This window comes from Paenibacillus sp. LjRoot56, assembly GCF_964253335.1.
Lineage (GTDB): Bacteria > Bacillota > Bacilli > Paenibacillales > NBRC-103111 > Paenibacillus_E > Paenibacillus_E allorhizoplanae.
The window spans coordinates 2,250,371-2,263,744 of sequence record NZ_CAXURV020000001.1 but is presented as its reverse complement, the minus strand read 5'-3'; the positions used below and the strand labels follow the sequence as shown (position 1 = coordinate 2,263,744).

At 45.2% G+C, this 13,374-nt stretch carries 11 protein-coding genes; 3 read left to right on the top strand and 8 right to left on the bottom strand.

Annotated features, from left to right (window positions below; all coding sequences use genetic code 11):
* Positions 1-60 precede the first annotated feature (60 nt).
* From ACSQ8O_RS10035 to ACSQ8O_RS10015, 5 genes are all read right to left on the bottom strand, one after another.
* The gene (locus tag ACSQ8O_RS10035) at positions 61-783 is read right to left on the bottom strand and encodes an NAD(P)H-dependent oxidoreductase (protein ID WP_436241442.1); all 723 of its coding nucleotides are present in this window, start codon (positions 781-783) and stop codon (positions 61-63) included.
* Between the two features lie 9 nt (positions 784-792).
* Positions 793-2,172, bottom strand: coding sequence for an amidohydrolase family protein (locus ACSQ8O_RS10030; protein WP_436241441.1), 1,380 nt, complete (start codon positions 2,170-2,172; stop codon positions 793-795).
* Positions 2,173-2,195: 23 nt separating this feature from the next.
* Positions 2,196-3,281 (bottom strand): ABC transporter substrate-binding protein, encoded by a 1,086-nt coding sequence (locus tag ACSQ8O_RS10025; RefSeq protein ID WP_436241440.1) that lies wholly within the window; start codon positions 3,279-3,281, stop codon positions 2,196-2,198.
* A gap of 211 nt (positions 3,282-3,492) precedes the next feature.
* Entirely contained in the window at positions 3,493-4,488 is a 996-nt protein-coding gene (locus ACSQ8O_RS10020; protein WP_436241439.1) for an aromatic ring-hydroxylating dioxygenase subunit alpha, read from the bottom strand.
* Between the two features lie 25 nt (positions 4,489-4,513).
* Positions 4,514-5,899 (bottom strand): amidohydrolase family protein, encoded by a 1,386-nt coding sequence (locus ACSQ8O_RS10015; RefSeq protein ID WP_436241438.1) that lies wholly within the window; start codon positions 5,897-5,899, stop codon positions 4,514-4,516.
* A gap of 278 nt (positions 5,900-6,177) precedes the next feature.
* On the opposite strand from ACSQ8O_RS10015, the gene ACSQ8O_RS10010 reads away from it, so the two are divergent.
* Both ACSQ8O_RS10010 and ACSQ8O_RS10005 read left to right on the top strand, forming a co-directional pair.
* On the top strand, positions 6,178-6,639 hold the full coding sequence (locus ACSQ8O_RS10010) for an Lrp/AsnC family transcriptional regulator (RefSeq protein WP_436241437.1): 462 nt from the start codon (positions 6,178-6,180) through the stop codon (positions 6,637-6,639).
* Between the two features lie 499 nt (positions 6,640-7,138).
* On the top strand, positions 7,139-7,282 hold the full coding sequence (locus ACSQ8O_RS10005) for a hypothetical protein (RefSeq protein WP_436241436.1): 144 nt from the start codon (positions 7,139-7,141) through the stop codon (positions 7,280-7,282).
* Positions 7,283-7,312: 30 nt separating this feature from the next.
* Here ACSQ8O_RS10005 and ACSQ8O_RS10000 read toward each other — a convergent pair whose 3' ends face one another.
* From ACSQ8O_RS10000 to ACSQ8O_RS09990, 3 genes are all read right to left on the bottom strand, one after another.
* Positions 7,313-8,269: a 3'-5' exoribonuclease YhaM family protein gene (locus tag ACSQ8O_RS10000; RefSeq protein ID WP_436241435.1), complete on the bottom strand. Its 957-nt coding sequence runs from the start codon at positions 8,267-8,269 to the stop codon at positions 7,313-7,315.
* A gap of 75 nt (positions 8,270-8,344) precedes the next feature.
* The gene (locus ACSQ8O_RS09995) at positions 8,345-10,141 is read right to left on the bottom strand and encodes a cache domain-containing sensor histidine kinase (protein ID WP_436241434.1); all 1,797 of its coding nucleotides are present in this window, start codon (positions 10,139-10,141) and stop codon (positions 8,345-8,347) included.
* Positions 10,138-10,896, bottom strand: coding sequence for a response regulator transcription factor (locus ACSQ8O_RS09990; protein WP_436241433.1), 759 nt, complete (start codon positions 10,894-10,896; stop codon positions 10,138-10,140). The genes ACSQ8O_RS09995 and ACSQ8O_RS09990 overlap by 4 nt, the downstream gene beginning before the upstream one ends.
* A 304-nt stretch (positions 10,897-11,200) precedes the next feature.
* On the opposite strand from ACSQ8O_RS09990, the gene ACSQ8O_RS09985 reads away from it, so the two are divergent.
* Positions 11,201-13,357, top strand: a complete 2,157-nt coding sequence (locus ACSQ8O_RS09985; RefSeq protein WP_436241432.1) for a glycoside hydrolase family 88/105 protein — start codon at positions 11,201-11,203, stop codon at positions 13,355-13,357.
* Positions 13,358-13,374 lie beyond the last annotated feature (17 nt).

The following is a 13,374-nucleotide window of genomic DNA, read 5'->3' as shown; positions in this document are numbered from 1 at the left end:
AAGAACCAAACTCTTCAAAGAGGGGTTCTTTCTGCTTTCCAATTTTAAATGATGCACGCCTTATGCTTTCTTGGTTTGAAACTGCTTGATGGCAGCCGCAATGTCCGCCACTCGCTCTCCTAATCGTGCTGCCATCAGCAGCTCTCTAGGATCTGGTGAAAGTGAACTATCCGGTCCAGCTAAAGTGGAAGCCCCATAAGGCGAGCAGCCGATCGCATCAGCCGTTAAGTACTCCGGATTTTCCGAATAAGGCAATCCCACGAAAATCATACCAAAATGAAATAAGGGAACCATCGCGGTTAATATGGCTGCTTCATGTCCTGTATGGATGGACGCTGTACTATTAAATATGCCGGTCGGCTTGCCCTCAAGGGCACCCTCGATGCAAAGCTCACCAGCCATCTCAAGGAACAATTTAACTTGCGCGGGCATCGAACCGTAATATGTCGGGAAGCCCCACAGGATCCCATCAGCCCAACGTAGGTCATCATTTGTCGCGATTGGGATTTCTTTTTGCAGCGCTAATGTTGCTTCATACTTCTGATAACGATCCGTTAGACGAAATTGCTTAGATAACGTAGAAGCGCTAGATGTCTTCTCCTGCATGACAGGGCGTCTGTCTTTATCAGGTGTAATCACACGATTCACATCCGCAGCCATTTCGGGTATACGCACAATTCGTACAGGATGCGCACCTGATTGGCTGGCACCATCTGCAACGGCTTGCGCCATCTGATACACGTGACCAAAGGCACTGTAATAAATGACCAACAGATTAGCCATCTTGACGGTTCACCCTTTCGCAAATTCGGGCTTTTGGAACGATACGGCTTCACTTGCCTTTTGCCAGAACTGAGCTAAGGCATTGTTGTTCCACGCTGCTTTCGTGCCAGGAGATCTGATAAAGCGTCCTTGGCTGTATACCCATCTGCGTTCAGGGAGCATGGTAAAGATTTCTTCGGTTGAGCTGCCATCTAAGATGACGAAATTGGCTGGATAACCCTCTGTAATCCCATAGGCAGAAAGTCCAAGAACCTTTGCGGGAGCTTCCGTGATCATCCGCAGCAATGTGCGAAGATCTGCGGGTCTGCCCATATGCGCAGCATAGGAAGAGATCAGTGCTATTTGAAGTATATCCCCTCGCCCGAAAGGGTGAAATGGATCATGAATATTGTCCGATGCAACTGCGATTGGAATGCCTCGCTCATGAATTTGCTTTAAGCGAGTGACGCCTCTTCTCACAGGGAATGAATCATGTCTACCTTGCAAATACAGGTTAACTGCAGGTAAGGAAACTGCCTTTAGTTTGGCTTCTGCCATCTTGTCAATGATGCCGCCTGCATCTTCATCGGTCATCGAGGCTAATGCACACAAGTGATCAACGGTCACTCTGCCCTCATAGCCTGTTTCTTTCGTGCGCTCTGCTACATATTCTACAGTTCGCATCTGCGGATTGTCGGTTTCGTCACAGTGTAGATCAATCGGAACATCGTATTTCTCTGCCATTTTGAAAATAAAATCAATGTCTTCCTTCGGTGTTAACGATAAATGCGGTGCACCACCGATACCATCCACGCCCATGCGTAAGGCTTCCTCAATAGCTTCATTATCCAAAGACATGAAATTGTAAGGACACATCGGGAAAAGCTGCAAAGTCATGTATGGCGCTAAGGCTTCTCTGGCTTCCAGTGCGGCTTCAATTGTGCGTAAAGCGATATCACGTGAATATCGAAGATTGAAATCCAGATGCGTGCGAATGTGCGTGGTTCCAAAAGACAGAGCCTGCAGCGCCGATCGCATCATTCTGGCTTTGATCTCGTCTTTCGAGAACGTTGGCGATGCCGCCGAGTAGTTGCGAACTGCCTCTTCCAACGTACCGCTGATATTCTCCACGGTGGTTAAGGAAAACGCTTTGTCGAGATGCATATGCGAATCCACAAAGCTTGGAAGTACGATTTTACCTTGTAGATCGAGTACTGTGATGCTGGATGTTTCTACATGTTGATCAGGATTCCATGACTCGAGCGAGGTTGAAATGGGAGCAGCGGCACCCGCTTCTTCTTTCCGAATATGCGTCCAACTTCCATCGCGAATCGAGAGACGATATAATTCCCCTTCATCTAATAATGGCAATCTGACGTTACATAGATCGATGTTGTTGTTAGAAGCCAATGCCGCCACCTCCCGAAGTTTGTTTATTTCTTAGGCAAGAATTGTGTCGTGAACACTTTATCAATATTCTCAGCAGTCTTCAGTACGCCTACTTCAACTAATTGCTTCTGCACTTCTTCCCATCTCTCTTTGGTCATAATGCCTGTGCCTTTAGTCGCTGCATCGCCACCGAATACAAAGTCCATTTCCTTCGCTGCGCTGTATTTCATCATGTCGAGGCCCATGTCTGGGTTTTTCGTTTGAATGCTTGGATTAATCTCATCGGAATGATCTTTGTAGTAATCCCAACCCTTCACCGTCGCTTCAACGAAAGCTTTGACTTGATCCGGATGCTCTGCGATCATCTTCTCTGTTGTGAAGTACACGCCTGCGTAGATTTTATAACCCGAATCGGCAACGAGCAGCGTACCGTATTCGACCTTTTGTTGATCCATCGTGAATGGCTCTGAGGTCACGTAGCCTTGCGTTAATGCCGTTTTGTCACTCACAAAGTTCACTAATTGACCTGTATATTTCATTTCTTGTGCATTTGTTAATTTGTATTTGTTTTTGATAAATTGCCAGAAGCTCGCCGTGGACGCTACGTACACTTTGTGAGTATTTAAATCTCCGAAATCTTTCACACCGGCATCTTTATGATAAAACAGGGCTTGTGGACTCTTTTGCATCGAGGTTGCAATCGCCACTACTGGTATTCCTTCTTGTCTGGCTACCAAAATATCATCACCGTTCGCCATCCCGAATTGAGCTTTACCAGAAGCTACAATCTGTGTCGAGGATACAGAAGGACCACCGGGCATCAATGTCATATCGAAACCTGCATCCTTGTAATAGCCTTTCGATAATGCTGCGAAATTCCCACCGTGCTCAGGCTCCGCGAACCAGTTCAACACCACCGTTGCTGGAACAATCGGTTTGGCGGCTGGTGCCGCTGATACTGCAGGAGAAGCCGCCGTCGCCGTCGTTGGTGCTGCTGTTGGCGCTGACGAGGAAACGGGAGTACTGGAACTTCCACACGCGGCTAGCAAACTAGAAATCATCACTAAACTAAGGGATACAGCTCCTGGGCGTTTCGTTGCAAGTGCCAATGTACGTTGAAATCGTTTCATGGTTAACTTCCCCTCCATATTTGGTTTTCTATGTCTACAAATCTTGTTTAACCTTGAGTCAAATATACGTTTCACTGCTTGTCTCCGTCAACGAATAGACTGACGTTTTGTATTTTTACACAATAAAAGTACGCCTTTTCATTACTTTTCCAACTTTATAATTATTGCAAAGTGTTTTATATCAGTTAAAACCGAACATTGAGCTGCGAAACTAAATCGTACCAACCACCACACCTAATTCTTTTAACCAACGACGATACGCAATTGAGAAGCGATCCACCTTATGATTTAACTCGACTTGCAGATCTAGAGGCAGCAGCTCAGGTTTCTGCGTCTCAATGACCCTAGCATCCTGCTCAAACACGATGTCTTGGAATTTAATGAAATTCGCATCATCAACATCGTACGCATAGTTACGTGAAACCATCATGAAGACAACACATTCTTCAGCAGCTACAGGCAGTACAGTGAGCATAATCCATAACGTTTGACCATTACTTGGATCCGCCTTCGATAGTCTAGCTGACAATGGCCGATACACTTCCTTCATATAGACATACGTAGTACCCTCACTTTTATCCGAACCCGAATGCGCAACAGGCTGGAAAATCGGAATATTTTCGATATAGATGCGATCCTCTTCTTTCACAACCTGGAAATCAGGAAGCTCGGCATAGTCTGGGTGACCCAGTAAATCCTGATGGACGAACATTAAGTGAGCGAAGTCTGTGAAATTTTCAATGACACGTGTCCCTGCTGCAGCAACCTTATAGGGTCCGCACGGAAGTGGGTGGTACTCTGGATTCGCAAACTCTTCGAAATGCGGAATTGGGGCAGCGGGTTCACCAATACATACCCAAATGAAGCCATATTTCTCTTCACAAGCGTACGTCACGGCTTTCGCGCGAAGCGGAATTTTCTCGCCTTTGGGTTGTGCAGGAATACAAACACACTGTCCCGAGGAGTCGTACTGCCAGCCATGATACGGACAAACCAGCACATCATCCTTGACCCACCCTTTGGATAACATGGCTCCACGATGGACGCAGAGATCCTGCATGGCGTGAACGCCTCGGCTTGAGCGATAAAGGGCTACTCTTTCTCCTAAAATGATGACACCTACCGGTTGATCTTTCAGCTCAGATGCAAGGTACACCGCATGCCAATCATTTTCAAGAACGGGATCATGTAGACGTTGTAATGCCATAGAATTCATCCTCCTCTAATTGGACCTACATTTGATTCGCAAAAATAGGATACTGCCCCGCTAACTTGCTTCTAAGTACGTCAACTCTGGCTTGCGCTCTTCTCAAAATCTCCTGCTCATCAATCCATGTGCTCTTCCCATGCTCCACAACGACTTGCCCGCCTACCATCACCAAATCGACGTCATTCCCGTTAGCATTATAGACAAGGGCTGAAGAAGCGCGATGCACGGGACTTATATGGGCTTTCATCATATCAACTGTCACTAGATCTGCTTTCTTCCCTGGTTCGAGGCTGCCTAAATCCTGGCTTCGGCCAACAGCCTTTGCCCCATTCACTGTGGCCATACGCAGGACATCCATCGGAGGCAGCAATGTGGCATCCAACTCATTCACCTTGTGCAAGCAAGCAGTAAATTTCAGCACTTCGAGGTTATCTTGGCAGTTGTTGCTGCCAGGACCATCTGTTCCTAGCGCAACATTGATGCCCATCCGCAGCATCTCAGGTACCCGTGCAACGCCGGAAGCTAGGTACATATTGGAAACGGGACAATGGATGACGGATGCTTGTTTTTCTTTAATGAGGTCGAGTTCTCCGTCATCCAGCCAAACACCGTGGACAATCTGTGTCTGATCGCTGAGTAAGCCCACTTCATTTAGAAGCTCCAAATTTCTAAGACCGTATCGCGCCATCGTTGTGTCGATTTGTTCACTCGTTTCTGCGACATGTACATGAGAAATGAGCTTGCGATCTCGACTGAACACGGCTGCTTGTTCGAGATATTCTCGGGAACAACCATATAAATTGAGTGGTCCGAGCGCTATTCGAATGCGGCCATTTCCTGTACCTTCCCACTGATCAAGCAATTGATCTGTGGCGTTGAAAATTTGCTCACCTGTCTCTCGCAAGCGAACCTCTCCTGCTAGGTCGGAGCCCCCTCGTGCCAAATGTCCACGAATCCCCGAATCAATCATTGCTCTTAACACACTGGCATCATTCTCGGGGTACGTGTGGATGTAGTGATGATCCATCATATAGGTAGCGCCTGATTTCAAATTCTCGATGCACCCAATCAATGCGGCCAAATAGAAATCCTCCGGTTCCATCGCGAGACTCATCGGCCAAATGATCTCTTTCAGCCACTGGGCTAAGGGGGAGTGATCGGATACGCCTCGCATGAATGTTTGAAACAGATGCGTGTGGCCATTCACGATGCCGGGGATAACTACTTTCCCCTCTGCGTTATAACGGTAGGAGGACTCTGTGAGAAGATGATCTAAACTGCCATCTGATTTCCATTCGCCAACTTCACAGATAACATCATGTTCTATGTACACATAGCCTGGTTTGAACATTTGGTTCGTGGCATTCATTGTCAGGACGGTTCCGTTATAGATGAGTTTTTTGGTCATGCGGCACCTCCTCGCTTAATTCTGTTATGTTATCTAACATTAAATTAATTCTGTTCAATTTATGTTATATTAATTAACATGATTATATGAACACTTTCGTATATCGTCAACACTTTGTGTAAATGCATATCACAAAAATTGTTTCGTTTATTTAAAAATATTGTGATTCTTAATTAACATTAGTTGTATTTTCAATGTTTTTCGTGTCGTATTTTGAAAATATCAAGAAATACTGAGCAATTGTATATATTTTTAGATAATGAATAGGAGTGATGTTTATGTTAGATTTGCACGTTCTGGACCCTGTCGATCAAGAAATTATAAAGTTGCTGCATGAGAACAGCAGAATGTCCTATGCAAAAATCGGTGAGATTCTGAATCTATCGCGTGTTGCGATTCAAAAGCGTGTTGAACACCTTATTGACAATGAAATTATCGAAAATTTTACGATTCGCTTGAATGCAACGAAGCTAGGGAAGGTAGTTAGTGCATTCTTCGAAGTGGAAGTGGAGCCGCGCTTCGCGGAGGAAGTGGGAAACACACTTTCGGCGGACCCGAATGTGGTGTCGATCTACCAAATGACGGGAACCAGCTCCTTACACATGCACGCTTTGTTAAAGGATGATGCTGCGCTGGAGGAATTCCTCTATAAGAACATCTACAAGCTGAACGGCGTTGTGCGCGTGAACACACAAATGGTGATTAAAAGATTCAAACAAGGGACGGGTTTGGAGCTTTGATTTGGACTATCTGGGGGCGACTAGGCGCGAGGATTGGGTCGAGGAGAACAGATTGGCTACTTTAAGTGAGCTTGTGGGGTTGAGGTACTGTTGATGGGATTGGAATTGGTTAGTTGGTGAGGTGGAAACTTGATAATAATGCTGCTGAATAAGAGAATTGTGGCAGGCTTGGGTGTTGAGTAGCATCATTAATCGATTGTAAAGAGAGCCACCCGCGGAGATTTACTATTAGATCGAGAAGTCTCGGAGGGCGTGCCCGCTCAGATTCAATTAACTGGAAAAACTCCAGCTTTTTCGTCAGTTTAGGGTGAAATGTAGAGAGTAGATGGAAAAAGTACATCTAATACTCTCGATTCTGTTGATTTCGGTGGATTCGACTGAAAACAGCTGTACTTTTTACAGTTATTTCAAATAAAACTAAGAATGACATGAAATTAACTACATATTTTCCATCTATTCACTTTTATATGAGCGCCTAGGCTGGGTCTTGGGGGTGGGTTTGGGGGCTCGTTTGGGGGCGAGTGCGAGTGCGGGTGCGAGTGCGAGTGTGGGTGCAGGTGCGGCCGCGGGTAATAGTGGCGGCGTTGCGGTGGCACTCAACACCAGCTACCTCCCCCAAAAACAAAAAGCTGTTTCCAAGTAGATCTTTCCACTTGGAAACAGCTTTCCTCTATTACAGTTTCAAGCGATACATCGCTTTGTTTTCTAAGCCACGGATCATCGGCGTCCAAGACTCGGACTCAGGTGTGACTAGCAGCGTGTCCTCGACCATTTGCAGCTTCGCATCCATGGAGTCGATGTAATGTAGAGCGATTGCCTCCGGTAGCTGCGGCAGTACAGGACTTCCCCACTCCGGCAAGTTGTGGTGGGAAAGGACAATATGCTGCAATCCAATGACGAGGTCGGATTGCAGATCTAATCCAAGGTGCAGAGCAGCCTCTGTAATCCAGTTGGACGCCATCGAGATGTGTCCCAGCAGCTTCCCTTGTACGCTATAGTCGGAAACGATGCCGAGTTGCGCGATCATTTCCTCTGGCTTTGCAATATCATGAAGGATAATGCCTGCTTTGATCAAGTCTGCATTGAGAAATGGACGCTGCTTGCAAACAAACTCACCAAGCTCCAGCATCCGCACGATGTGATAGGCAAGCCCTGCGAAATACGCATGGTGATGCGTCTTAGCCGCTGGATAATGGTCTAACTTATCTCCGACCTTCGCCACGCAAAACGAGACGATAGACTGAATTGTTGGATTTGTAATACTCGCCAACACGCCATTAATCGTATGAATCAGATCAGCTGGACTGATCGGCGCAGAACGAATAAAATCAGTGATTTGCACGCCATCTTCCGGCAATGCTTTGCGAATTTTCCCAATCTTCACTTGCAAGCGTTCACGGTACAACTGAACCAGTCCCTGTACCTTCACTAAGGTCATTGGGAAAAAGGTCTCTTTATCCGCAGCGCTGACGTCCCACATTTTGGCGGATACTTGTCCGCTCGCATCACAGAGTACAATATCCATGAAATCTTTGGCAGGTGTTGTATTCGTCTGTTTAATTTCCAACTCTTTAATTAAGTAAAAGCCCGTAAATTCATCTGGTGCTTGTAAATGTTTAATTAATGTCATGTGTGTGCCTCCAATAATCAATAGGAACATTATACTACGAAATACGCCTAATTGATTAGTGGCCCGCCTAGAAATTTATACCGCATCCCTCTCCGCACCTGTTTCTAAGACCAATCCCTCTTCTGTCTGGAAAGTAATGTAAATCACCGTACCATATCCCACCTTACTCCGAATGTGAAAACGATGCTTATCACCGAACGTGAGCTGAAGCCGCTTACTCGTATTAAAGAGACCAATATGCTCGACTTGATCCTCCGCTTTCAACGTTTTCCTAAGTTCCAACAGCTTCGCTCTAGTCATTCCGACACCTGTGTCCAAAATCGTAATCGCAATGAGAGGGCCACGTGCTCTCATTCGAATTCGGATGTAGCCGAAGCGCTCACTTTCTTTGATCCCATGATAAATGGCATTCTCAACAAGTGGCTGCAGCATTAGCTTCATAACCTTATGATGGGTGATCGCCTCGTCGTATTCCCAAATGATTTGAAACTTCGATTTGTAGCGAATTTTGAGAATTTCAATATAATTGCTCGTATGATAAATCTCCTCAGCTAGCGTCACCATTTTATTCCCCTGGCTAATTGAATACTGCACAACCTCCGACAAATAGTCGATCATCTGACTCACTTCGTTATGACCACCCGTTAGGCCCATCGATTTCCAGAAAATAGTTCGCAGCGTATTCGCCAAAAAGTGGGGATTAATATTGGATTGCAGCGCCATCATTTCCATCGCTTGCAGCCTGTATTTCTTCTCTGACAGCTGAATTTTCAAATAGCTTTGTTCAATAAAGGATTTAATCATATTTTGCAGGATAAAACTGTACTCATCTGTTATTTTAACCGTCAAATCTGGGATCGGCAGCCCCCGTTCTGCCTTGTCAATCGTAAGTAAGATTGTTACGAGATTGTTATAATTTTTCCGCGACACATAGTAAGCAAGAACGAAACCCAGGATGAGGGAGACAATGAGCAGTGTAAACGTCACATACATGAGCTTAATGGGCAACTGGTAAAAATATTTTTCCTGCGAAACGGTCACATAGGTCATCGGATATTGCGTAGAAGCAATACTCGAGATAATGTATCGCTCATTCGAAGTCGTCTTCTCATAAAAGTTTGAAGGAAGCTGACTTGCGTCCAGCAGTTGACTAACATCCAGCTCATCTTCATTCGAGCTCGCAATAACCTCACCGCCGGTGTTCAGAAGAAAAATAGCTTGATGCGGCAGGTATAGGAAATCACTCATTACCTTCTCTAAATCTTCCTTCTTAATGTTCATCACAAGGCAGCCATCAGGCTTCGTGGAGCCCGGCGCGTATATTTTTTTGTAGATCGTCACGACCGGCGTTTCGGTTTTATCAAAAGAGAATCTCTTTATCGTTCTATTTTGGATAACTAGGTTACCTTCACTCGTCATAGAACTCGCCGTCCGGAACCATGACGTATCATAGAACTGGGTAATACTCGTAATCCCCTCATTCGAGGCAAGGAAATTCCCTTTGTCATTAGAAAAGTACAGATAGATAGAATGAATATAGGGTTTAATGTTCGCAGGGGAATTCATCATACTCATGAATGTTCCATAAGCCTCTATGTCATACGGATTCAATTCTTCGTTACGCAAAACGGACTTCAGCTTTTGAATCAATCGCGCATTGTAGTTAAAGGTATAATGAAGCGACTCCTGCTCATTAAAAAGCAATTCAATTGTACTTTTCGTTTGTTCAAGCGTTTTGTAATTGGACGTATTGACTTCTTTTTTGATATAGCGCTGCGTCGTAATAATGGAAAATGTCCCCAAAATGATTAATGGAATCAATAAAGGAATGATTAAACGGATTAGGCTTTTGATAAAAAACTTTTTCCTCATTTCAACTCCTTCTTATTGCGATAATCCCTCGGGTTCATGCCATAGTAGTTCTTGAACGCCCTCGTAAAATTGAAAGCATTGCTATAGCCGACCATTTCGCTGATTTCATATGTTTTGTATTGAATATCATCCAGAAATTGTGCTGCTCGCTGCATACGAACCTGTGTTAAGTATTCAGAGAAAAGAATGCCTGCGTGTTTTTTGAAAAACTTACTCAAATAATCGGGGTTCAAATTCACGATTCGCGCCAGATCCTCCAAGGTCACATGCTGATAGTTCTGCTCCACGTGCTCTTTAATGGTGTGGATCATTTTGTCGGCAAAATTAGCTAGATCTTCCGGCTGACTCCTCGCTTGCAGCGGGGTTGCGGCTTGGTTCAGGTTATCCAGCTCTGTCTTAATCGTCGTGAAAACACGAACTAGTTCATTGAAATTCGTGGATTTCAAAATATATCGTTTCACACCAACTTCAATTGCCTTTTGAGCATAATCGAAATCTTTGTAAGCACTAAAGAAGATAATATTAATCTTGGGATAATGGACACTAAGCTCTGCAGCTAGATCAACCCCTGACATGATAGGCATTTTGATATCACACAAGACCACGTCTACTGGATGATTGCGGATAAACGTATAGGCTTCTTTCCCATTCTCCGCATCACCCACAACCTGAAATCCAATAGAGTCCCAAGGGAAAAATTTACACAGTCCATTTCTTATTTCAACATCATCATCCACAATTAGTAATCTATACATAGCAACCTCCATGCCTAGCCCGTCATCTCTTACCCCACTTCAATTGAAGCGCTTCCATATTTGTTAATATCCCCCTACTAACTGCCGTACATGCCGGACATAGCCATTGAAAAGACTATACAGCATGCTTTCCCCTCTCGTCCATATCCTCAAAAGACATGATTATACGCATCATCCGACATCCCCGTCAAAGCGCTCTACAATTGATAGTTTATGTCTGACCAGATGAATTTTTAAATCACAAAAGTATTGCTATCATTGTTGCATATCATTTCCATCCTATCTTGGTGAAGGGGTTGCCTCCATGCAGACGTACTTTGAATGTCAAGAAAGTATTCACTATCAACAAGGCCATCATGTTCCTACAATCATCGAAACCATTGCCAATAAGTATATTAGCACGAATCCTCCTAGCGGTTTTACCTTCCGAACGATCCATCCAGATACCTGTAAGCAAATGGAAGATGGACGCAGCGATTTGAATTTGAATACCAGCTTCCCGGAAAGCCCGCTTGGCAGCTATGGTTATGCCTACGCTATGGTGTATAGCAACCAGGAAACCGTGACAGAACTGTCCTTAAGCTGTTACGGTCCAGCTAGAATTTTCGTAAATGGCAGCTTATTCTACCGATCGACGATGGCCGACGATGTCAATGTGAACCATCATAAACTACTGAATGTCCCATTAAAAAGAGGCTGGAATGCCTTTTTCATCACGTTAATCAAAACTTCATCCGGATTCGGCTGCCGCTTCGGCTCCAGCAATAGCAAATGGTTTCCGATCCATTTCCTCTCTCCATTTCAAGAACGAACCGGCATGGGAGGCTGGGTATACGCATTAGGGAATGTGCCACACGACTACACGGATAGGACCGTGCCAGCTGTAGATAGCCTAGAGGTGGAAACTGATCTCGATTGGTTCCCACGTTTGCAGGAATCAACATCTAACAGCTCCCTCTCTACGTTATTTGGCGCACATTATGGGAAACTAGCGTATGCGTGGAGCTCTGTCTACTTGGACGAAGATAGCGATAACCTGTTACATCTGCAAGGAACTTCCGACGGCACGATCCAACTATGGGTGGATCATGAGCTTGTCGTTACATCAGAGCATGGCGCTTTTGATGTTACGCTAACGCTATCTGCTGGCAAGCACGACATCGTTATCGAATCTACCTGTTCCGAGAAATCTTGGAACTATCACGTATTCGCTGAAATGAATAGCACCTCGCTTGACTTCCGTTTACCCGTAGATATCAAGGGAATGCGATCACCCTGGCTTTATCTAGGTCCTCTTGATGAAGCGATCGAGAAGCCTGCAAGTATACGCACCCTCTATCGTTTTGAACCGCAAGAGAATGTGTATTGGAAGTCTGCGGAAGGATACAGCGTACGGCCCTATTTGGAAAATGAGCTGTTCGCCAAATGGAACTACCCACTAGGCGTAACCTTATATGGACTGCTCCAAGCAGGCCGAGAGCTTGGTCGAGCGGATATCCTCGCTTATGTCACCCGTCATATCGATGCGTGCACACAGCTCTACGCATATGCCAAATGGGATAGAGATACCTACGGATACCCTGCTATTAATCATCAACTCGTCGAATTAAACATGCTCGATGATTGCGGTTCATTCGGCTCAGCTATGTTAGAAGCTTATGAGACCAACAAAAACCCCACCTATTTAACAATTGCACATACCATCGCAGATTACATCATGAACACCCAAGAAAGGAAAGAAAATGGTGTCTTCTATCGCCAGCGAGATGGTGAATACCAGACTAATACCTTGTGGGCAGATGATTTGTACATGAGCACACCCTTCTTGACTCGATATTATAAACATACTGGCGATATCCGTTGTGTGGACGAGGCTGCCAGACAGTTCCTCCTGTTCAAACCCTATTTGTACATACCAGAGCTACAAGCCATGTCACACGTGTACGATTTCAAATATGAAACCGCCACTTATGTACCATGGGGACGTGGGAATGGATGGGTCATTTTCTCACTATCCGAGTTGCTCGCCGTACTCCCACAGGATCACAGTAAGCGACCGGAGCTAATTCAGTTTTTCCGTCAACTGGCTGAGGGATACCTGAAGCTGCAAGGTGTTAATGGACTTTGGCATCAGGTGCTGACAGATCCCACCTCCTATGAAGAAACTTCATGCACCGCTATGTTCATCTACGCCTTTAGCCGAGGGATTCGATACGGTTGGCTGGATGAAATCGCGCCTTACAAGAAGTCCATCGCTTCCGGTTGGGAAGCACTCACCAAGATCGCCATCGATGCCACCGGCAATATTTATGGCGTATGCAGAGGCTCCGGCTATTCCTTTACCCCCGCTTATTATAAAGAGGAGCTAGGCTGGATTCTTAATGACACACACGGCATCGGGATCGTGATGCTAAGTGGCATTGAATTTTTGAAATTGCAGACGAGACATTCGTACAAGTGAACAAAATGAAAGAAGTG

Excerpts from the sequence above, each read along its gene's own strand:
- ACSQ8O_RS10035 (WP_436241442.1), bottom strand. The coding sequence starts at position 783 with ATGGCTAATCTGTTGGTCATTTATTACAGTGCCTTTGGTCACGTGTAT.
- ACSQ8O_RS10010 (WP_436241437.1), top strand. The coding sequence starts at position 6,178 with ATGTTAGATTTGCACGTTCTGGACCCTGTCGATCAAGAAATTATAAAG.
- ACSQ8O_RS10015 (WP_436241438.1), bottom strand. The coding sequence starts at position 5,899 with ATGACCAAAAAACTCATCTATAACGGAACCGTCCTGACAATGAATGCC.
- ACSQ8O_RS10000 (WP_436241435.1), bottom strand. The coding sequence starts at position 8,269 with ATGACATTAATTAAACATTTACAAGCACCAGATGAATTTACGGGCTTT.
- ACSQ8O_RS09990 (WP_436241433.1), bottom strand. The coding sequence starts at position 10,896 with ATGTATAGATTACTAATTGTGGATGATGATGTTGAAATAAGAAATGGA.
- ACSQ8O_RS10025 (WP_436241440.1), bottom strand. The coding sequence starts at position 3,281 with ATGAAACGATTTCAACGTACATTGGCACTTGCAACGAAACGCCCAGGA.
- ACSQ8O_RS09995 (WP_436241434.1), bottom strand. The coding sequence starts at position 10,141 with ATGAGGAAAAAGTTTTTTATCAAAAGCCTAATCCGTTTAATCATTCCT.
- ACSQ8O_RS10020 (WP_436241439.1), bottom strand. The coding sequence starts at position 4,488 with ATGGCATTACAACGTCTACATGATCCCGTTCTTGAAAATGATTGGCAT.
- ACSQ8O_RS09985 (WP_436241432.1), top strand. The coding sequence starts at position 11,201 with ATGCAGACGTACTTTGAATGTCAAGAAAGTATTCACTATCAACAAGGC.